We start from the raw sequence: 18,791 nt of genomic DNA on the forward strand, positions 1-18,791 counted from the left end.
ATGCCTCAGAAGTCTAGTTTCTTCGATTCGACGGCCACCGATCCGAGAGAATATTCCGCCACTGAATTCGCTGAATACTTCTCTCGACTCGTCGGCAATGGAGTGTTCGCCGGCGGCACAAACCTAGCGGTGACTGCGAACGGTGGCGAGACGTTCGTCTCTGTATCGCTCGGCTTCGGCTGGATTAACGGCTACCTGTACAGCGTATACGGCGTACCGGTTGACCTACCGATCGCGCCGAACACAGCCGCCCAAGACCGCATTGATCGCGTTGTCCTGAGGCTCGATACGAGCGCGCCAGTCCGGTCAATAACGGCCGCGGTGGTCGAGGGTACGCCAGCTGCCAACCCCGCGCCGCCGCCGCTGACTCGCGAGGGGAATATCTACGAATTGAGCCTCGCGCAGGTGCGCTTAATCGCGAATACGGCGACCGTTAACCCCGCGCTGATTACAGACGAACGCCTGAATAACGCCGTCTGCGGTCTAGTGACGGGATTGATTGACCAGGCTGATACGACGGACATCTTTAATCAGTTTCAGGCGTGGCTTACGGCCAAGCAGGCGGAATGGCAACAGGAGTGGAACGACTTCATGGGGACGATCCAAGATGGCGGATTCGCCACGACCACCTATGTGGATTCGATCGCAAATGAGCTTTTTCAATCTGTCGGTAATGGGAAGACGCAAGTCGCCGCCGCTATTACCGACAAGGGAATCCCTACGTCAGCGAATGATGCGTTCGCGACGATGGCGGCGAACATTGAAGCGATACAGGTCGGAGTCGACACTTCAGATGCTAACCTCGACCCAGCTAAGTTAGTCCGTGGCTACAGCGGGTACGATGACGGCGTGTTGAAACAGGGGACAATGGACGCGCACGGCGGATATACCGATCCGCAGGGGTACTATGCGGATGGTAACGGATATCTGTACAGCTGGATTCCGTATGGAGCGTATCTCACCGACAGCGGAAGCGGCAGCGGGACTCCGGGGATACGAAATTATGACGCTAACTTTAAACCGGAGAATATCATCGGGAGCATCTTTGGATTGCAGGGATCTGCCCAGCCGAAGAGAGTGGCAAGCGGGACGGGTCAATCCCCTAGTGCCACTAGACCATTTATTCGATATGATGGCGCGACGATCACTAACCGTTATCCGATAACGGTTAATGGACTGTCGTTCACTCCGAAAACCGTTTTTATTCTGGCGTCGAACTACGTATCGATTTATACGGCGGCTACAACCGAAGCCGGTCAGTATAACGGATATTATATATTCGTTAACGACGGAATTCAGTTCAGACTTGACGGTACACAAGCCTATATAAATAACGGCGGATTCTGCCTACCACACAACATAGTCAACAATCCCATTACTTGGGTAGCCATCGGATAAGGAGGGTAAAATATGCAAGTTGGAATGAAAATCTATTATGACTTGCTTACAGGCGAAGTCATCCAACCAATTGGGCAGCGGCAAGGTTACGTCGTCGAGACGACACGCGAACAGGACTTTGCAACATACGCCGCCCTTGCCGAGCGAGTGCCGGAGGCGGTGGGCATGGTCCAACTCGAATATGGTCAGTACGAGCAAGACTTCGCGGAGTGCGGCGGAAACTTCCGCGTAGACATCAGCGATCCGAGCGAGCCGAAGCTCGTATTCAGTTACCCTGATCCCGTCGACCCCGATGCACCGCCAGTGTACCATCCGCCGTTATCGGTGCAGGTCGCCCAACAGCAGCAGACGATTGATGACTTGACGGCAGCCATCGCCGATCTGATGGCTGCTCAATTATCAGTATAAGCGGTTCCCGCGCGGGGCCGCTTTTCTTCTACCCACGAAAGGGGGTGAGACGACATGATCATTACCGACTATATGGCACGCGTCTTCGCGCGCGCAATCGCGATCCGCTACAAGGCCGGCGAAACGGATGTCAACGCGCTGCTCGACGGCTACAACCTGCAAGGCGACAACCGGACGCTGGTGCTGGCTCAGCTCGCGGCGCTGTACCCGGAGATTCCGCACGGCGGGGAGCAGGCAACGGCATAATCGCAAACGCTTGGTAATTTGAGGTCGGGCAGCTGCTCGGCCTCTTTATATTGAGAGGATGTGTCTCTATGACCAACAGAGTAGCCGATGAGTTAGGGGTTAAAGAATTTTGGGAGCACGGGCTTGACGGATCAAGCGTAGTAGTCGCGGTCATCGACAGCGGGTTTGCGCTTGAACATCCGGAGCTGTCTGGGAGAGTAATAGGTACATTCCGCGCAACGTTTACCGGTGATCCGGACGACATGAGTGATGTCACAGGCCATGGAACCGCTGTGGCGAGCATCATCGCCGGCGCGACGGTCGGGATCGCACCTAGCGTCAAGCTATTGCTCATCAAAGTGGCGGGCGACGACGGCTCGCAAGGCGCCGGCTCCATAGCAAACGGCATCAAGTACGCGGTAGGCTGGCGCGGACCGAACGGGGAACGCGTGAGCGCCATCAACATGTCGCTGGGCGGGCCAGCGAGCTGGGTGGACATGCACGACCAGATCAAGCGTGCAGTAGCGGCCAACATCCTTGTCGTCTGTTCTGGTGGAAACTCCGGAGATGGTAATGCGACGACCGATGAATGGGATTATCCTGCCGGATTTGCAGAGGTCGTGTCCGTGGGGGCATACGACACTAGCTTCAAAGTGGCACACTTCAGCAACTCGAACGCGGAGATCGACCTGATCGGTCCCGGTGCCATGGTCGATGCTGCTTGTCATACTGGTGGGCTTCGAACCTTCTCCGGCACGTCGAGCGCGGCTCCCTGCGTCAGTGCTGCATCTGCGCTGCTCATCCAGCAATTCCGCCGCGACATGGGCCGCGACCCGACCGAGCCGGAGTTGTACGCATTGCTCGTCAAGCACACGACGACGCAGGGCATCGTCGGCTCCACTGATCGCCGTTTGATCGGTAACGGGCGTCTGCGCCTGACGTACGCGGATGCGCCGCCGAAACCGTACACCGTCGATGACATCTCGTTCGAGGACGCGCTTCGCGGTTTCATGGCTACGCCGATTGACGGCCGGACCGGTGGCGCGCCGACGATTGACAGCCCCGATCTATGGCTTAAGCTATCTGCTAAGCAGCAGCGAGGCGAGGCGATCACACCGCAGGAATTCCGGTTCTTCGAATTGCTCGTTCGTAAAACGTTTACGGCTTTGAAAAATAGCCGGGCGTAATGCTCGGCAGAGGGGGCGGGGAAGTGAATCAGGCAAAAGAGATGTTGGCAAATGTGTGGACGGCAGCGTTATCTAAAAGTGGCAATGAGGCAGTAGTAGGGGGATGGGCTGCGGCAGTCGGGGTGTTTATCTCGGCCGCGCTCGGCGGGTGGGACAAGGCTCTCCAAGTGCTGCTTACGCTCATGGTAGTCGACTACCTGACCGGCGTCGCTGGCGCATTTCGGAACAAGACAGTTAACTCTGACACGATGTTCTGGGGCGGCATCCGCAAGATCACGGTGCTTGTTGTCGTGATGCTGGCGGCGATGGCCGATAGCTGGGTGCAGCCGGACGCGCCGATTTTCCGCACAGCCGCGATCTATTTTTACGTTGGACGTGAAGGGCTGAGCGTGGTCGAAAATCTCGGTACGCTCGGCGTTCCGCTGCCGGGCAAATTGCGGGATTGGCTCGAACAGCTTAATAAGCAGGAGGAAAAGACCAATGCAAGCGGCAAGTAAAGGCATCGACTGTTCGGCTCCACTGACGGCCGCCAAGGCGCAACAGATCGCAGCGGCCGGTTATCAATTCGTGGCGCGCTATCTCGTGCCGCGGGATTACGCCTGGAAGCGGCTCACCCGCACGGAGGCTGAGGCGATCACATTCGCAGGCATGCAGATCGTCTCCGTCTTTGAGACATCGGCCAACCGTCCTGTTGGCGGAGCAGCCAACGGTAAGGAAGATGGAGTCGCAGCCTTGAAAGAAGCGCAAGCGATCGGACAGCCTGCCGGGTCGGCGATCTACTTCGCTGTCGACTACGACGCGCAGCCGAAGGACTACGACGCAATCGAGGCGTACCTGCGTGCAGCCGCTGCGGAGATCCCGGGATATGAGGCGGGCGTGTACGGCTCGTATGCCGTGGTCGAGGAAATGGCGAAACGAATACCGGGCATCAAATGCTGGCAGACGTACGCCTGGAGCCGCGGAAAGCAGAGCACGCACGCGAACATCTACCAGTACCAGAACGATACTCGCGTAGCCGGTGCCGCGGTTGACCTTAACAAGTCGTTCGGCAGCGAGGGATGGTGGGATACGAAGGGAGGAGCGGAAAGTATGAGTAAAGAAGACGCGGAAAAGATTATCCGGTTTTTGTCGGCCGCCTGGTACGCCGCAACGGATTCGGAGTCTAAGGCTGAGTTTCAACGGCTCGCCAACGAGGTGCGCAAGACAGCCGGCATTCCGGTACAATGACGATCAGCCCGGGGGCTTCGGCTCTCGGGCTGTTTTTGTTTATTCCTCGAGTTCGGCCAGCAGTTGCTTGACTGCGGCCCGCGCCGCTTCGTCGGATATATACGGAAGTGCCGCGGATAGCACTCGCTCCATCTTCTCCAGTTTTGCGATTAGCCATTGCGTGTCCTCTTCGGCCTGCGCGCCGAGGTATTCGAGCCGATACTCGATCGCGTCGATTCGCTTCATCTTACCACTCCAGCTTTATACCGTCCTTGATAATATTCTTGGCATTTGCGGCAATACTTCGGACCCTTTTTATGTAGCGTCTCCGGCTCGTCCCACTCGCCTCCGCATTGAGGACATTTACCATCATCGGATCGCGCTTCCCGTTTAATACGCGCCGCGGCGCGGTAGCGGCAGCGGTCTGAGCAATAACGAGAGTGCTCTCGTTTAGGAGCGTAAGGCTTGCCGCATTCGTCGCAATCGCGCATTGTTAACGCTGGCATAGTCATCATCCTTTCGTTTCAATCCACGCATAATCCTATTTTATTGTCAAAAGAGCATATATGTAAAGGGGAGCGTGCGCTGCTCCCTCGTGGCGGGTTCCCGCGACGCCCCGGAGGGCGTTTCGGCCGGTTCCCATCCGGCCATCGTCAGGCGGGGTTAGTTGCCCATGTGTCCTTTTGCAGCGATCGCCAACTCTCTGCGATATTCCGAGTGGAGCAAGTTGCGGTTGTCGATCCACCATTTCGCGCTTGCCGTATTGATCTTCTCGGTCACTTGCTCGATCATCCACGCAATCGCCTTAGCAGCCTGTTCGTCTTTTGGCGTTCCCTTCGTCAGCTCCTTGCGGATTGGCTCAAAGATCTCGTCGATCATCTTGCTGCGGATTGTTGTTGCCCAAGCGATCTGCTTCTCGCTACCTTCAAGCGCCGGCAGACCTTGCTCGGCCGCCTTCGCTTCTGCTTTCGCTTGCTGCTGTGCCCGGTAGCAATCGGTGCACACGCCCTGCTCCATTTGCTTCAGCTTCCATTCACGATCTTTGCCCTTGCCGACTAGATCAACCGTAACCGTATGCCCGCATGTGTGAGTTACCGTGTACTTTGCCATCCTTAATCAGCTCCCTTGTCCTTTATGTCTTTATTATATACTTGCACACGTATATGGTCAAGCGTTTTTTATACTTGTTCAAGTATATATTTTCTGGTACGATGATATCGAAAGGAGTTGGTACGATGGCCGGATCAGCAGCAACGCGCGCCAAGAACAAATACCAGGCCGCGAATTACGATCGGATCAGCATCGTTGTGCCTAAAGGCGAGAAAGAAGCTATTCGGGCAGCGGCCGAAGCGGCCGGCGCAGCAAGCGTGAATGAGTTCGTGGTTCGCGCGATCGAAGAAAAGATGGAGCGGGAGGGTCTAAAGTGAGCAAGCCGCTTAGAGCCAGTATGCTGGATTACGCTGCGGGAGTCGATACGCGACCGTATCCAGGCGAGCTACCGGACGAACTGAAGAAGTACCATTACTATGTCGGCGACGCCGGACATGCCATAATGTGCGTCCTGGAGATGCACTGGCCGACCGATGAGCCGTACATGTATGAGATCCCGGTGCCGGTCAAGTACGTGCTTGAGCAGGGGTATCGGATCGACAACGACTTCGTCATCGTCGAGGCTCCGTACAACATGCGTTTCGGGCTGGACGTAGACGACAAATACTTCGAGTTCTAAAGCGAGACGCGAAAAGAGCAGGAGGGATAACCTCGCTGCTCTTTTTTAGTCGGTTATATTTTGAACCCCTTCAGCTTGTCCATGCTGGCTTTTGACGATCCGAGGCTCGGCGCCGGCTGTGACGGCGTTTCGTGGCTACTAGAAATAATTCGGAGACTATAGGACATGTCCTGTAGATGATCAACGACGACCCCAAAAGCATACACAAGTATGCCGGTTACGACCCCACTCACCCACCAAGTGAATGCAAGTCCCCATCTAAATGGCACGTCATAGTAATCACCTAATAGTTCAATCGACTGGTTAGCCTGCACAATTCCGACGATGATGGCAAGCACAATGGTTATGACGGATAACCCCTTTAAGACCTGGCCCATATAATTACCTCCATATTTTCAATGTCGACATTATTCTACTACAAAATGGAGAATTGTGGGAGCTACTATTGAATACGAACACATATTCGCATTATAATAGTACCATACAACTAATGGGGAGGCGGACCGCATGATTGGAGACAGCGAGCTGCAGCTGATCCAGCGTCATATCGTGCTGCAGGAGATGGTCAGGCTGACCGAGGACGAGATCCGGCGCATCCGGGAATCACGCATGCCGTTGCGCGGCGCAGCAGAACGTCTTGCGAAGACGACACTGGCCGGTGTGCTGCTGGAGCTGGGGGCATCACGCGAGCAACTGCGTGCAAACCGCATATGGGTAGCTGACAAGGGTATGCCGCAGGGTGAGGATATGCTGGTGTATCGGTACTCCCATCAAGGCCGGCAGGGCACATATCCAATTACGACAAAAGGTCTGCGTGAAGAGGTTGAGCGGCAGGGCGAGCTGCTGGCGGATAGGTGGACGCAGATATGCGATGCGGCGATGAGGGGATAGGAGTTACCAGCCCGCAACCAGAAATTACAGGGATATATTTCTTGTTCTTTCAGTGGGTAGCGGTTACATGTTTCGACAGCTTTCGACATGAAGTTAGGAGTAAATTTACAGAAACGAGAAATCACATTTCCCAATCTGTCCAAAGGAGGTGCGGAAGTTAATCCGCTGGTTTACTCTTTTTGAATCCTTCGTACAGATCTCGAAATGTGCAATCTAGAAGCTCCTCGGCGATGTAAATGTCCTCAGGTGTCATTGGAGTTTTCCCGGCGCATATGTAAGAGATCATACGCTTGGATCGACCTGACCGGCGAGCGTACTCGGCTTTTGTCCAACCTTTAGCTTCGATCAGTTCTCCGAGTAAACACCTCCCGCGGGAGATGTCCATTGTCTACTCCTATTCAATTGATAGTGCAGGAACATTATACCATCAAAGGAGTGTAAAATCATGCAGGTTGTAATGGCAGCATCGAATGCGGTTGGTCGAATACTGGAAGGCGATCTATTGGTCGTCGATCTGAATGCTGTTGCAGCCGAAGGAGAGATAGTAATCTGTTCTCCGGATGACAGGTTACATATTTATGAGGATTCGCTTGCTGGGGACGTGGTGGGTAAAGTAATTCGGGTTTACGCTGATCCTCCGAAGAGATGTAATGTAGACGCATCACTTCCAGAGTTTCCGGCCAGTCTCTCAACATAGTGGGCAAAGAAATAAGGGCGGTCCTTGCTGTGCGGGATCTCCCATATTTCTTTGCCCACATTTTGCCCACGGACTTTCGGGAAACAGCCAGATTGGGGTTATTGATGTTACAGCAGATAAAAGCTTGAAAGCCTTGATCTTATGCGGTTTTCTAGACTGCCGGGAATCAACTTCCCAAATGTTACAGTCTCAAAAATAATCAAGTTCGAGATGGAAGGCTCGATCGGTTAAGGGGAGCTGCTGCTTCCAGAGCAGAAGAGTCCGCCATTTGGCGGGCTCTTTTTTGACCTTATAAGACAGGATCAGTCTTTGTTGGACGGACTGCTGCAGCCTACATAAAAGCGATCGGCAAGCAGCATTATAACCGGGGACAGACTTCAGCAACGGAGGGGAACATCTCCCGATGGTCAAATATCGATACGAGAAGTGGATCGGCGGCATGTCGGCAGCGCTAGTCCTATCGGCTGCGTTATCCGGCTGTCTAAGCAATCCTGGAGATACTCAAGGGGAGCTAAAGAATTATTCAGGTCCCGTCAAAGTGAAGACGCTGGAACAGACGCGAGCGGAAGAACGAAGCGCGCAAAGCGTGGTGCCGATTACTCAAATTCATAACCAGGGCTATGTTCCGATAGACGCTGTTGCCAAGGCCATCGGATTCCACGGCGAATGGCTCAAGGACGGCAAATACGGGGTCGGAGACAGGGATGCCGCCTTGTTGTTCCGTCCCGGAGAGAGCACCGTCGATAACGGAGAGGGTTCCACTCGCATGGTCGGACCGGCGGTGAAGCAGAATGGCAAGCTGTATGTACCGGTCGAGTCGCTGCAAGCCTTGTTCGGGGATGCAGCAAGCTTCCGCTCAGACGATCATCAGCTATCTTTTTACCCGCGGCTTGAAGGTAGCGATTCGGGAGCCGATGACCTCGCGCTGCCGTTCAAGGATGGTCAGTCGACTGCGCAGGGCGGTTTGAATGCTCAGAGTGCGGGGCGCGGCCGACAGCCGGGTTCCGATGCGGGGAACTTCCGGTCGCTGGCTAGCAGTTCAACGGGGGATCAAATTATACGGGAAGCCAAGAGATATATGGGTGTAAAATACGATTTTGGCGCGGAGAACTATTCCGAATCGGGAACGTTTGATTGCTCCTCCTATACGAGGTATATATTCGCCAAGTTCGGCGTGTCGCTTCCGCGCACGGCGAGAGCGCAAGGCAAGCTGGGCCGATCGGTATCCAGAGACGAGCTGCAGAAGGGCGACCTGGTGTTCTTCTCGGTTCCGGGGAGATTCAAGAGCGACTCCACCGTCGGCCATGTCGGCATCTATATGGGCAACGGCGAGATGATCAACGCCAACACGGAGCCCGAAGACGGCGTGCAAATCACCGATATCAACAAGCCCTACTGGCAGGAGACATTCCTATTCGCGAAGAGGGTGTTGTAAAGCCACGCAACGCAAAACGGCATTTTCCAGACGCAGCGGTCTTGAAAATGCCGTTCTTGTGTTTGCCTATACCATTAGAGATACACGAGTTGGATCTCATTCTGCGGGTGGATGGAAGTGTCAATGAATTGTTCTCCCACTTGGACAAGCGGATTAAACAGCAAAGTGGGATGATTCATAATAATCGTTCCGGTCTCGCCGCTTCGCATCGTGACACGCTTGCCGATGAAGTTCGGCAGCATATGGCGAATGAAGGTGAGCGTCATATGCGGATCCAGCTCCTTGAAGCTTAAGCGATAAAGCTCCTTCAGAACGGTCAGCATATTGACCTTCTCACGATATGGCCGAGAAGTGATCATCGCGCTGTACACATCTGCAACCGACACGACGCGGGACATGGGACGAATGCTGTCGGCCGGCAATTGATTCGGATAGCCGGTACCGTCCATTCGCTCGTGGTGCTGCAGGGCGGCTTCGGCGATGATGGGATCCCCGAATGAAGCCAGAAGAATCTCATAGCCGTACTCGGGGTGCCGTCGAATCTCACGCATTTCTTCTTCTGTAAGGGCCGCGGGCTTCGTCAGGATCGATTCGGGGACACGAGTCTTGCCGATATCATGAAGGAATCCAGCCTTGCCAGCGTGATTCGCTTCTTCATCGCTCCATCCGAGCCAATGAGCAAGGAAGAAGCTGAGCATGCCGACCTGTACGGAATGCTGGTATGTATATTCGTCTTGGTTGTTTAATAGCAATAGAAGAGAGATGACGTCTCTCTCCTTCTGAATATTGTCAACCAACGGCCCGAAGCTTGCTTCGACTTCGCTGTCCAGCACTCGGCCTATTTCTAGCGCTTTCTTAAATATGGCTTCGTAGCCCGTGACAGCGTTATCATAATAAGGCCGTATCCGAGATTGCTGAGAAGGGATTGCGCCTTGGCTTGCCTGAGCTTCCAGCGCTGCCCCAGAGCGCCGCTGTATCTCCACTTCTTGGACGTGGAGCTGTCGAAGTCGCGCTAGATCCTTCTCCTGAAGGAACGTTCCCTTAGACAGTACATGAAGTCCTTGATTGGTGAAAATATCTTCGGCCAAGCAGTCTCCCGGCTGCAGGTCTGACAAGCTTACTCTCATGGCGCACACCTCGGACAATGATCGATTGTTAGTCGAAACGAGTCGTAATAAATCGAATTACTTCATTGTACCTATGCTACCAACAATTAGGGGGGGTTGCAATAGAATTATTTCTACCTTTAGTCATAAACGTACATTTATTGTTAGTTTGGAAGAAGCGGGTTCCAAGGTCCTTGCTGATGCCCCTTCCATTCCGATCCGTCCTCGTAAACTTCCTTCTTCCATATCGGTACAGTCTGCTTCAATCGCTCGATCGCGTAACGGCTTGCTTCATATCCTTGCTGCCGATGGGCCGAGGACACGGCGATCACGACGCTGGCCTCGCCAATGTCGACGGTTCCGATGCGGTGATGAATCGCGCATAAGGTGCCGGGCCATCTCTCGGCGATCTCTTCGCCTATTGCTCTCAGGCTTGCCATGGCCATCGGCTCATACGCCTCATACTCCAGCTTCACGGTCCGCTGCCCGTTCGTCCATTCCCGCGTCGTGCCGATGAACAGCAGTATAGCTCCGTGATCCGGGTGAGCGACCAGCCGGCTGACCTTCTCCGCAACTAGCGGGGAGTGTGTGACAGCATACCGCTGATCTGAGGGGGAGGAGCCATCCGCATGAGCGGGATCGTCGCCGGATCCGCCTGATACCGGCGGCAGAAGAGCGAGCTCGTCATGGCGGGAGACGACGCTCTCGTCATCGGCGAAGGTCTGGTTGCGCGCCATGAACGACACTTGAATCAGCTGCGCTTGTTCCGGATGCTCGGCCATCAGCCGGCGCTTAATCTCTTTGATCGGAAGCTCGGATTCCTCGTATTCCAAGAATAGCGCTCGCGTTCGCAGTTGGTCGGCGAGGCCTGCGAACAGGGCGATTCGCCATGCGGGTTCGTTGGGCATGTCCATATTCCTTCCATTGCGTGTTCAATCTCTACTGGCTAAAGCATACCATAACGATGTTTAAAATGTTATTCTAGTATCAATGAATGCGCGATGAACCGCATGGAGCGAGGAGGGACCGACGATGCCGGAGATGGTGGATCGATTCGGCCGGAAGCACACCTATTTGCGTATATCGGTCACAGACCGTTGCAACTTGCGCTGCTTATATTGCATGCCGGGAGAAGGCATGAAGTTCATGGATCAAGACCGCCTTCTCTCCTACGGCGAGATTGCCGAAGTCGCAGAGGCGGCAGCGGAGAGAGGCATCCGCAAGCTCCGCATTACGGGCGGGGAACCGCTCGTGCGCCCCGATCTCGATCAATTGATCGCGCGACTCGCAGCTATCAAGGGGATCGAGGAGATCGCGCTGACGACGAACGGCCTGCTCCTGGCTGCGCAAGCGCAGAAGCTGAAGGACGCCGGACTGAATCGAGTGAACATCAGCTTGGATACGCTGGATCAGACGAGGTTCAAGTTCATCGCGCGGCGGGGCAATCTGGACAAGGTGCTGGAAGGCATTCGGGCGGCGTCGGAAGCCGGCCTCCAACCGATTAAGCTGAACTGTGTCCTGCTGAAGGGGATTAACGAAGACGAGATTGCCGCCTTCCTTCGCATGTCCGTCGAGCATCCGCTGCATATCCGCTTCATTGAATATATGCCGATCGGTCATGACGACGAAGGCTGGCGCAATCATTATTTGCCGTTAAACCGCGTGCTGGAGACGGCGAGAGAAGCCGGCTTTGAGCTTGAAGCGGGCTCGGCGGCGCCGGAAGGCAGCGGTCCGTCGGAGAACTGGCGCATACGCGGCGCGGCTGGCACCTTCGGCTTGATTCATCCCGTCAGCGAGCACTTCTGCAAGAGCTGCAACCGGCTGAGGCTGACGGCTGACGGCCATATTAAGCCTTGTCTCTATTGGATGGATGAATTGAATGTACGTCCCGCGCTCGGTTCGAAGGAAGCCCTTCACACACTGTTCGACCGGGCTATGGACATTAAGCCCGAGAATCATGAGATGGCCGCGCTGCTCGCAGGAGAGGCGCAGTCGCATAGGCCGACCGAACGAAGAATGTCCCAAATCGGCGGTTAAGCTTCGCAGGAGGTCAAGATGGAGGAAAGCACCGGGAAGCTGACGTTGCTGCATACGAATGACATACACAGCCATTTGGAAGAGGCGGCGCGAATCGCCGGATGTGTCCGCAAGCTTCGGCAGGATGTCCCCGAGCGGGACTTGCTCCTCGTCGACTGCGGCGACTTCCTGGATCGCGTCCGTTTAGAGACGGAGGGCACGCAGGGGAAGGCGAATATCAGGCTGCTGGCGGAGCTGGCGTACGACGCCGTTGCAATGGGCAATAATGAAGGGCTCTCCTATACGCGCCCCGAGCTTGACGAGTTATTCGCCCGTGTGCCATTTCCGGTCCTGTGCGCCAATCTGACAGTCGCCTCTGACGGATCCCGGCCGGGCTGGCTGTCTCCGGCTGCAGTGATCGAGAAGGCGGGCTTAAGAATAGCTCTTCTCGGATTGACGGCGCCGTTCCGGGAATTCTACGAGCTGCTTGGCTGGCAGGTGGAAGACCCGCTGCAGACGGCGAAGCGATGGGTGCGCAAGCTGCGTGAAGAGGCAGACGTCGTTATTCTTCTCTCGCATCTCGGCCTGAGACAGGATGAACGTCTGGCGTCGGCGATCGAGGGCATCGACGTCATCCTAGGCGCTCATACGCACCACTTGCTGGAGACTCCGCTTCGGATCGGCTCTACCGTCGTTTGCGCGGCGGGCAAGTTCGGACGGCACCTCGGCGTGGTCCGGATCGAGAAGCAGCCGGATGGCTCGCTGGCGGTTGAAGGCTGCTGCGTTCCTACCGCAGATATACAGCCTGACGCGAAGACGGAAGCGCTGCTCGAAGAATGCCGCCAAGAAGCGCTTGCCGCTATGGACATTCCGATTGCGAGGCTGACGCATTCGCTCGCCTCCGAGACGGACCGCGAATCGCCGCTTGGCACGCTTCTGGCGTCCGCGATCCGCAGGGCGACCGGTGCGGAGATCGGCTTGACGAACGCCGGGCAGCTGCTCTCGGGATTGCCGGCCGGTACGGCTACGAGAAGAGACATCCATGCCATCTGTCCTTCTCCGATCAATCCATGCCTGATAAGGCTGAAGGGGAAATTCCTGCGCCGTTCATTGGAAGAGAGCTTGCTGCCGGAATTTATCGGCCTTGAATTTCAAGGGTACGGATTCCGCGGCCGCTGGCTCGGTACGCTGTGCACGGACGGATTGGAATGGACGGTTGACGACTCCCGCCCTCCGTACGAGAAAGTGATCGAGGCGTCCGTAGGCGGCGCGCCGTTGGATGACGAACGGGAGTATACGGTCGGGACGCTGGATATGTTCACATTCGGCATCGGCTACTTGGGCCTGAAGGAAGGGACGGTCGTCCGGTATCTGCTGCCGGAGTTCATCCGGGATGTACTGGCGGAAGCGCTGAACGACCAAGAGGCCATTGCCGATTGCAGCCGCCCGCGCAGATATGCGGCAGGGCATACTGCCTGACGATTGACGAGCAGAGGAGTGAAGCGCCATGCTGCATTGGTTGGACAGCGTTATTCTAGGAATCGTGGAAGGGCTGACCGAGTTCCTTCCGGTATCCTCGTCGGGACACATGATTCTGACGAACAAGCTGCTAGGCTATGGGGAAGCGCCCGACATTCTCAAGACGTTCGAGGTTATCATTCAATTCGCGGCGATTCTGGCGATTGCGCTGGTCTATCGGCAGAAGATCTTGCAGGTATTCGGCATCGGCCATATGGAGAGCGTCAAAGGCCTAAGTGTGGACAAGCTGTCTGCGCGGCCGCGGTTAAATCTCCTTCATGTCGCGATCGCTATCGTCCCGGCGCTCGGGCTGGCCTTTATCTTGCGACACCCGATCAAGGAGCTGGGCTTCTCGCAGTATCCGGTGCTGCTCTCTCTGATCGTCGGCGGCATCTACATGTGGGTATCGGAGGCGCTCTATGACAAGGGGCAAATCAAGCGGACGGCTGAGACGATGGACGATATCTCTTACAAGCAGGCGTTGGTGATCGGATTGCTGCAATGCCTGTCGCTGTGGCCGGGCTTCTCTCGTTCCGGATCGACCATCGCTGCGGGGATGCTGTCAGGCCTCAGCTATCGAGCAGCCGCTGACTTCTCGTTCTTCATCGCCATTCCGGTCATGACGGTGGCGACGGGCTATGAACTGCTCGACAATCTGGGCAACTTCCGTTCGGAGGATATCGGCTTCTTCGTCACCGGCTTCCTCGTATCGTTCGCCGTAGCCTGGATCGTCATTGTCGGCTTCCTGCGAGTGATGCAGAAGGTAAAGCTTAAATATTTCGCCTGGTATCGCTTTGCCCTGGCGATTCTGTTCTATCTTTTCATAATGAGATAGCAAGCAAGGAGACGGTGACACCGTCTCTTTTTTATGAAAATGCTGGCGAATTTTGTCGGATTTTTTGCAGATTTGCTTGCCCTTATCTTCCAAATCTCTTAAATTTAATATTAGAGTATTCTCATTTACTCATATAACTTCTACATGTAGGAGAGGGGGACCTGTGAAGAATGCGCATGATGCCCATTTCTATGTGCCGCCCGGGGATGAGATTGGGCAAGAAGATCTACTCGGAAGAAGGCATCGTGCTGTTGGCGGAAGGCTATGAATTGACGGATTCGATGATCCAGAGGCTGCAGGATAAAGGCATCGGGTATTTGCACATCAACGATCCGCGCACGGAAGGTATTCAAATCCCGGAGATTCTGTCGGAAGAGACGCAGAAGCAGTCACTCTCCACCCTTCGCACCGTATTTCGCGAATTGGTCGATCAGCCGGGCAAGCGGCATACCGGCGCCTATCCGTATGTGGGCCGATCCCTTCGCCAAGTCATGCACCTCGTGATGGACGACCTTCAGCGCAACCGCGATGCGATCATTATGCTGCTTAACTTGAACACCTTGGACCATTATTTGTACATGCACTCGCTGAATGTCTGCGTCTACACGCTGCTGCTCGGAATGGGGCACGGCTACAGCAATGATCAATTGAATACGCTCGGACTCGGCGCGCTTCTTCACGACGTCGGCAAGATGAAGATCTCGCAGCAGCTGTTGAACAAGCCCGGAGCGTTAACCGCGGAAGAGTACGAAGAGATGAAGCGGCACGCGGAGTTCGGCTACCTGATGCTCAAGGATGAACCGAATATTCCGCTCCTCACCGCCCACTGCGCGTTCCAGCACCACGAGAGGCTTAACGGATCGGGGTATCCGCGCGCCTTGAAGGGCGATGAGATCCACGAGTATGCCAAGTGGATCGGCATTGTCGATTCGTATGACGCGATGACAGGACACCGGGTATACCGCGAAGCGATGCTGCCTCACCAAGCGGTGGAGACGCTGTACGCGGGGAGCGATACCCTGTACGATACGGCGATGTTGAAGGTGTTCCGGGACAAGGTTGCCATCTATCCGGTCGGGATCACGGTAAGACTAACTACAGGGGAGTCGGCTGTCGTTGTCGACATCAACGCCGCCAGCATGCATCGGCCGATCGTTCGGGTCATCACGAACGAGGCGGGGGAGGACTTGGCTGCGCCATACGACATCGATCTCTCCAAGCAATTGTCGGTCATGATCGCCAAAGTAGAGATCGGGCCTTCCGAGCGATAAGCCGCCATTCGATTCGATCGGATGATCGGTATAGGCCGAACAACCTGCTAGATGGCTGGCTGGAAGGCCGGAAGGCTGAGCGAACAAGCTCCCGCATAAGGCCAATCGGGGGCTTTTGTTTGCATTCCGATAATCGGGCAAGTACAATTATCCTTATTAATGAAGTTTACGACAGGAGTACTTGCCATGCACGGCCTTACCGCTCAAGCGGAGTCTTACCGTTTCGCCCCGCCAACCCATTTGAGGCCATTATCGCCCGAATACGACCCTTGGGATCCGATTCGCTCCTTGAAGCAATTCGGACGGCATACGCTGACAAGCGTGGAATTTACCGTAACCAACCTATGCAATATGCGCTGCGAGCATTGCGCCGTCGGCGACAGCTTGTCCATGACCGAAGCGCCTCACTTGCCGATTGATCTCATCCTTCGCAAACTGGACGAAGTCGAGCATCTCGAGACCATCAGCTTAACCGGAGGAGAGCCGACGTTCCGCGAAGAGACGATCGACCGCATCATGCTGCCGCTGCTGAAGTACGCTCGCTCCAGAGGAATTCGGTCCCAGCTTAATTCGAATGTGACGCTGGATTACAGCCGCTATGAGCGTATCGCTCCTTATCTGGACGTCATGCATATCTCCTTCAATTATACGGAAGCGAACGACTTCCATACGGTCGGCTTCGCTCATACAGCCCGGCCTGTCGGCAGAGCGGCAGCCGAACGGCTGTACGAACGCATGATGGACAATACGCGCAGGCTCTCTTCGGAAGGTTTGTTCGTATCGGCTGAGTCCATGATCAACTTCCGCACGTATAACAAGATTAGCGAAATACATAGGCTTATCGTAGAGATGGGCTGCAAGCGCCATGAAGTGCATCCGATGTATCCGAGCTCATTCGCTTCGGAGCTGCCGGTGCTGTCGCGGAATCAGATGAGGGAAGCGATCGAAGACCTGCTCGACCATCGCGACCCAAGCGTCTGGATGCTGTTCGGCACGCTGCCGTTCTTCGCCTGCGGAGAAGATCCGAAGGAGCGGGAGCTGTTCCTTCGGCTGTTGAACGAGCGGAACGTCACCGTCCGCAACGACCCGGATGGCCGCAACCGCGTGAACGTCAACTTGTTCAGCGGCGATGTGTACGTGACGGACTTCGCTTCCATTCCGCCGTTCGGCAATGTGAAGAAGGAGAAGCTGGACGACGTCTTCGCCAAGTGGCAGGCTCACCCAATGCAGGGCCGAGTGAATTGCCACTGCCCGTCCGCAAGCTGCTGCGGCCCCAATCTGCTCGTGTCCGACATGTATTTCAAAGACGTGGATTTCACCCGGCGGCAAGCCTTGATTTAAGGTTAAGGACAGCCATTCGATGCCGCGCCGCGGATATTCACGATATGAAGGGGTGCCTGCACTACATTGCATACAGACTTGTTATGGGGCTCAATCTTGTGGAATTTAGTCGTTGTACTTATTCTGGTCTTCTTAAACGGATTCTTCGTCGCAGCCGAGTTCGCTTTGGTCAAAGTGCGCCAGAGCCGGCTCACCCAGCTTGTCAATGAAGGCAACGCCAGGGCCAAATATGCGCTGAAGGTGAACCGCAAGCTGGATGTCTACCTGTCGGCCACGCAGCTCGGCATTACGCTCGCATCGCTGGGCCTTGGCTGGACAGGCGAGCCGGCGATCGCCGACTTGATCGTAGAGCCGCTGCTGTACCGATTCGACGTGACGGACGAGACCGTTGTGCATACGATATCGGCGATCATCGCCTTTATCGTCATTACGTTCATGCATATCGTGCTGGGCGAGCTCGCGCCTAAGTCGCTTGCGATTCAGCGGTCGGAAGGCGTGTCCCTCTGGTTGTCTTGGCCTCTCTTGATGTTCTACCGCGTCTTCCTCCCGGCGATCTGGCTTCTGAACGGCTCCGCCAACCTGCTGCTGCGAACGATCGGCGTCAGGCCGGCAAGCGAGCACGATGCGGCGCATACGGAAGAGGAAATTCGAATTCTGATGAACGAGAGCGCGAAGAGCGGCATTATCGACAAGGAAGAGATGACGCTGTTCGACAACGTGTTCGAATTCTCGGACCGCGTCGCTCGGGAAGTGATGCTTCCGCGTACGGACATGGATTGCATGTTCACGAACGCGCCGTTCCGCGAGAATATGAAGATGGTGTACGAGACGAGGCACACGAGATATCCGGTCGCGGTAGAGGACAAGGATCAGATCATCGGGTTCGTGCACATCACCGATCTGCTTACTGCCGATCCGGACGAGGAGCATGATCTTCGCGAATTCCTGCGCCCGATCTTAAGCGTGCCGGAATCGATGGAGATCAGCAAAGTACTGAAGCTTATGCAGAAGCGCAAGTCGCAGCTGGCGATCGTCATTGACGAATACGGCGGCACGGCGGGGATGCTGACGGCGGAGACGATTCTCGAGGAGATCGTCGGCGAGATTCACGATGAATTCGACGACGAGCTGCCGAGCGTCGTGACCAAAGGAGAGATCACTTCCGTCGAAGGGCGGATGCTGATCGAAGACATCAATGACATGTTCGGCCTCGATATTGACGACGAAGAGGTCGATTCGATCGGCGGCTGGCTGTTCCGCAATCTAGAAGGCAACATCGAGAAGGGGCGCAAATGGCTCCACCAAGGCTATGTCTTCGAGATCGCGCAGACCGAACGGCTGCGAGTGCTGCGAGTGCACATTTATCGCAACAAGAATACGAATAAGACGGAAGCGGGAGGATTAGACAAATCGGCGGACGCGCCATCCGGATCGGCGCCAACGAACGCAACGAATGATTGACCCGCGAAGCGCGTGATCGCCGCCATTGTCCGCCGGATAACGGGATTCAAACGGCGGTGCTTAACGC

General features: G+C 55.6%; 23 protein-coding genes. 17 read left to right on the forward strand and 6 right to left on the reverse strand.

Going from position 1 to position 18,791, the window contains the following annotated elements; translation table 11 throughout:
* The 6 genes from H4Q31_RS09345 to H4Q31_RS09370 all read left to right on the forward strand — a co-directional run bounded on the left by H4Q31_RS09345 (window position 1) and on the right by H4Q31_RS09370 (window position 4,445).
* Window positions 1-1,398, forward strand: a complete 1,398-nt coding sequence (locus H4Q31_RS09345) for a hypothetical protein (protein ID WP_185178806.1) — start codon at window positions 1-3, stop codon at window positions 1,396-1,398.
* 12 nt (window positions 1,399-1,410) lie between these two features.
* A complete protein-coding gene (locus H4Q31_RS09350) occupies window positions 1,411-1,806 on the forward strand; it encodes a hypothetical protein (protein ID WP_185178807.1) in 396 nt (131 codons plus the stop codon).
* A 54-nt stretch (window positions 1,807-1,860) separates the two neighbouring features.
* Window positions 1,861-2,052, forward strand: coding sequence for a hypothetical protein (locus H4Q31_RS09355; protein ID WP_185178808.1), 192 nt, complete (start codon window positions 1,861-1,863; stop codon window positions 2,050-2,052).
* Between the two features lie 68 nt (window positions 2,053-2,120).
* Complete coding sequence (locus H4Q31_RS09360) at window positions 2,121-3,218, forward strand: S8 family serine peptidase (protein ID WP_185178809.1); 1,098 nt, start codon at window positions 2,121-2,123, stop codon at window positions 3,216-3,218.
* Window positions 3,219-3,241: 23 nt separating this feature from the next.
* Entirely contained in the window at window positions 3,242-3,715 is a 474-nt protein-coding gene (locus H4Q31_RS09365; RefSeq protein ID WP_311771707.1) for a phage holin family protein, read from the forward strand.
* Complete coding sequence (locus tag H4Q31_RS09370) at window positions 3,699-4,445, forward strand: DUF1906 domain-containing protein (RefSeq protein WP_185178811.1); 747 nt, start codon at window positions 3,699-3,701, stop codon at window positions 4,443-4,445. The genes H4Q31_RS09365 and H4Q31_RS09370 overlap by 17 nt, the downstream gene beginning before the upstream one ends.
* A gap of 39 nt (window positions 4,446-4,484) precedes the next feature.
* Here H4Q31_RS09370 and H4Q31_RS09375 read toward each other — a convergent pair whose 3' ends face one another.
* The gene (locus H4Q31_RS09375; protein ID WP_185178812.1) at window positions 4,485-4,670 is read right to left on the reverse strand and encodes a hypothetical protein; all 186 of its coding nucleotides are present in this window, start codon (window positions 4,668-4,670) and stop codon (window positions 4,485-4,487) included.
* 417 nt (window positions 4,671-5,087) lie between these two features.
* On the reverse strand, window positions 5,088-5,534 hold the full coding sequence (locus tag H4Q31_RS09380; protein ID WP_185178813.1) for a hypothetical protein: 447 nt from the start codon (window positions 5,532-5,534) through the stop codon (window positions 5,088-5,090).
* Window positions 5,535-5,659: 125 nt separating this feature from the next.
* On the opposite strand from H4Q31_RS09380, the gene H4Q31_RS09385 reads away from it, so the two are divergent.
* Both H4Q31_RS09385 and H4Q31_RS09390 read left to right on the forward strand, forming a co-directional pair.
* Window positions 5,660-5,851 carry a type II toxin -antitoxin system TacA 1-like antitoxin gene (locus tag H4Q31_RS09385; protein ID WP_185178814.1) on the forward strand — a complete coding sequence of 64 codons (192 nt, stop codon included), beginning with the start codon at window positions 5,660-5,662 and terminating at the stop codon, window positions 5,849-5,851.
* A complete protein-coding gene (locus H4Q31_RS09390) occupies window positions 5,848-6,153 on the forward strand; it encodes a hypothetical protein (RefSeq protein WP_185178815.1) in 306 nt (101 codons plus the stop codon). The genes H4Q31_RS09385 and H4Q31_RS09390 overlap by 4 nt, the downstream gene beginning before the upstream one ends.
* 53 nt (window positions 6,154-6,206) lie before the next feature.
* On the opposite strand, the gene H4Q31_RS09395 is transcribed toward H4Q31_RS09390, so the two are convergent.
* A complete protein-coding gene (locus H4Q31_RS09395) occupies window positions 6,207-6,530 on the reverse strand; it encodes a hypothetical protein (protein ID WP_185178816.1) in 324 nt (107 codons plus the stop codon).
* 130 nt (window positions 6,531-6,660) lie between these two features.
* Here H4Q31_RS09395 and H4Q31_RS09400 point away from each other — a divergent pair, with 130 nt between their 5' ends.
* Window positions 6,661-7,044 carry a YhjD family protein gene (locus H4Q31_RS09400; protein ID WP_185178817.1) on the forward strand — a complete coding sequence of 128 codons (384 nt, stop codon included), beginning with the start codon at window positions 6,661-6,663 and terminating at the stop codon, window positions 7,042-7,044.
* A 157-nt stretch (window positions 7,045-7,201) separates the two neighbouring features.
* Here the strand turns inward: H4Q31_RS09400 and H4Q31_RS21970 are convergent, their stop codons facing one another.
* The gene (locus H4Q31_RS21970) at window positions 7,202-7,429 is read right to left on the reverse strand and encodes a helix-turn-helix domain-containing protein (RefSeq protein WP_185178818.1); all 228 of its coding nucleotides are present in this window, start codon (window positions 7,427-7,429) and stop codon (window positions 7,202-7,204) included.
* A 60-nt stretch (window positions 7,430-7,489) separates the two neighbouring features.
* Between H4Q31_RS21970 and H4Q31_RS09410 the strand changes: the two genes are divergently transcribed.
* Both H4Q31_RS09410 and H4Q31_RS09415 read left to right on the forward strand, forming a co-directional pair.
* On the forward strand, window positions 7,490-7,741 hold the full coding sequence (locus tag H4Q31_RS09410) for a hypothetical protein (RefSeq protein WP_185178819.1): 252 nt from the start codon (window positions 7,490-7,492) through the stop codon (window positions 7,739-7,741).
* 403 nt (window positions 7,742-8,144) lie between these two features.
* On the forward strand, window positions 8,145-9,176 hold the full coding sequence (locus tag H4Q31_RS09415; protein WP_185178820.1) for a C40 family peptidase: 1,032 nt from the start codon (window positions 8,145-8,147) through the stop codon (window positions 9,174-9,176).
* Between the two features lie 74 nt (window positions 9,177-9,250).
* Here the strand turns inward: H4Q31_RS09415 and H4Q31_RS09420 are convergent, their stop codons facing one another.
* Together H4Q31_RS09420 and H4Q31_RS09425 are read right to left on the reverse strand one after the other, a co-directional pair.
* On the reverse strand, window positions 9,251-10,303 hold the full coding sequence (locus H4Q31_RS09420; protein ID WP_185178821.1) for an HD-GYP domain-containing protein: 1,053 nt from the start codon (window positions 10,301-10,303) through the stop codon (window positions 9,251-9,253).
* Between the two features lie 143 nt (window positions 10,304-10,446).
* Window positions 10,447-11,190, reverse strand: a complete 744-nt coding sequence (locus H4Q31_RS09425; RefSeq protein WP_311771708.1) for a molybdenum cofactor biosynthesis protein — start codon at window positions 11,188-11,190, stop codon at window positions 10,447-10,449.
* Between the two features lie 124 nt (window positions 11,191-11,314).
* Between H4Q31_RS09425 and moaA the strand changes: the two genes are divergently transcribed.
* The 6 genes from moaA to H4Q31_RS09455 all read left to right on the forward strand — a co-directional run bounded on the left by moaA (window position 11,315) and on the right by H4Q31_RS09455 (window position 18,724).
* Window positions 11,315-12,319 (forward strand): GTP 3',8-cyclase MoaA, encoded by a 1,005-nt coding sequence (moaA, locus tag H4Q31_RS09430; protein ID WP_185178823.1) that lies wholly within the window; start codon window positions 11,315-11,317, stop codon window positions 12,317-12,319.
* An 18-nt stretch (window positions 12,320-12,337) separates the two neighbouring features.
* Window positions 12,338-13,777, forward strand: coding sequence for a bifunctional metallophosphatase/5'-nucleotidase (locus H4Q31_RS09435; protein WP_185178824.1), 1,440 nt, complete (start codon window positions 12,338-12,340; stop codon window positions 13,775-13,777).
* Between the two features lie 28 nt (window positions 13,778-13,805).
* On the forward strand, window positions 13,806-14,651 hold the full coding sequence (locus H4Q31_RS09440) for an undecaprenyl-diphosphate phosphatase (protein WP_185178825.1): 846 nt from the start codon (window positions 13,806-13,808) through the stop codon (window positions 14,649-14,651).
* A 170-nt stretch (window positions 14,652-14,821) separates the two neighbouring features.
* Entirely contained in the window at window positions 14,822-15,922 is a 1,101-nt protein-coding gene (locus tag H4Q31_RS09445; protein WP_185178826.1) for an HD-GYP domain-containing protein, read from the forward strand.
* A 186-nt stretch (window positions 15,923-16,108) separates the two neighbouring features.
* Window positions 16,109-17,263, forward strand: a complete 1,155-nt coding sequence (yfkAB, locus tag H4Q31_RS09450) for a radical SAM/CxCxxxxC motif protein YfkAB (RefSeq protein ID WP_185178827.1) — start codon at window positions 16,109-16,111, stop codon at window positions 17,261-17,263.
* A gap of 96 nt (window positions 17,264-17,359) precedes the next feature.
* Entirely contained in the window at window positions 17,360-18,724 is a 1,365-nt protein-coding gene (locus H4Q31_RS09455) for a hemolysin family protein (protein ID WP_245347146.1), read from the forward strand.
* The last annotated feature ends 67 nt before the right edge of the window (window positions 18,725-18,791 follow it).

Source organism: Cohnella lubricantis (assembly GCF_014212015.1).
GTDB lineage: Bacteria > Bacillota > Bacilli > Paenibacillales > Paenibacillaceae > Cohnella > Cohnella lubricantis.

Bases quoted from the DNA above. Each gene is read 5' to 3' on its own strand.
- H4Q31_RS09345 (WP_185178806.1), top strand. From the start codon at position 1: ATGCCTCAGAAGTCTAGTTTCTTCGATTCGACGGCCACCGATCCGAGA.
- H4Q31_RS09350 (WP_185178807.1), top strand. From the start codon at position 1,411: ATGCAAGTTGGAATGAAAATCTATTATGACTTGCTTACAGGCGAAGTC.
- H4Q31_RS09355 (WP_185178808.1), top strand. From the start codon at position 1,861: ATGATCATTACCGACTATATGGCACGCGTCTTCGCGCGCGCAATCGCG.
- H4Q31_RS09360 (WP_185178809.1), top strand. From the start codon at position 2,121: ATGACCAACAGAGTAGCCGATGAGTTAGGGGTTAAAGAATTTTGGGAG.
- H4Q31_RS09370 (WP_185178811.1), top strand. From the start codon at position 3,699: ATGCAAGCGGCAAGTAAAGGCATCGACTGTTCGGCTCCACTGACGGCC.
- H4Q31_RS09375 (WP_185178812.1), bottom strand. From the start codon at position 4,670: ATGAAGCGAATCGACGCGATCGAGTATCGGCTCGAATACCTCGGCGCG.
- H4Q31_RS09380 (WP_185178813.1), bottom strand. From the start codon at position 5,534: ATGGCAAAGTACACGGTAACTCACACATGCGGGCATACGGTTACGGTT.
- H4Q31_RS09385 (WP_185178814.1), top strand. From the start codon at position 5,660: ATGGCCGGATCAGCAGCAACGCGCGCCAAGAACAAATACCAGGCCGCG.
- H4Q31_RS09395 (WP_185178816.1), bottom strand. From the start codon at position 6,530: ATGGGCCAGGTCTTAAAGGGGTTATCCGTCATAACCATTGTGCTTGCC.
- H4Q31_RS09400 (WP_185178817.1), top strand. From the start codon at position 6,661: ATGATTGGAGACAGCGAGCTGCAGCTGATCCAGCGTCATATCGTGCTG.
- H4Q31_RS21970 (WP_185178818.1), bottom strand. From the start codon at position 7,429: ATGGACATCTCCCGCGGGAGGTGTTTACTCGGAGAACTGATCGAAGCT.
- H4Q31_RS09410 (WP_185178819.1), top strand. From the start codon at position 7,490: ATGCAGGTTGTAATGGCAGCATCGAATGCGGTTGGTCGAATACTGGAA.
- H4Q31_RS09415 (WP_185178820.1), top strand. From the start codon at position 8,145: ATGGTCAAATATCGATACGAGAAGTGGATCGGCGGCATGTCGGCAGCG.
- H4Q31_RS09420 (WP_185178821.1), bottom strand. From the start codon at position 10,303: ATGAGAGTAAGCTTGTCAGACCTGCAGCCGGGAGACTGCTTGGCCGAA.
- H4Q31_RS09425 (WP_311771708.1), bottom strand. From the start codon at position 11,190: ATGCCCAACGAACCCGCATGGCGAATCGCCCTGTTCGCAGGCCTCGCC.
- moaA (WP_185178823.1), top strand. From the start codon at position 11,315: ATGCCGGAGATGGTGGATCGATTCGGCCGGAAGCACACCTATTTGCGT.
- H4Q31_RS09435 (WP_185178824.1), top strand. From the start codon at position 12,338: ATGGAGGAAAGCACCGGGAAGCTGACGTTGCTGCATACGAATGACATA.
- H4Q31_RS09440 (WP_185178825.1), top strand. From the start codon at position 13,806: ATGCTGCATTGGTTGGACAGCGTTATTCTAGGAATCGTGGAAGGGCTG.
- H4Q31_RS09445 (WP_185178826.1), top strand. From the start codon at position 14,822: ATGCGCATGATGCCCATTTCTATGTGCCGCCCGGGGATGAGATTGGGC.
- yfkAB (WP_185178827.1), top strand. From the start codon at position 16,109: ATGCACGGCCTTACCGCTCAAGCGGAGTCTTACCGTTTCGCCCCGCCA.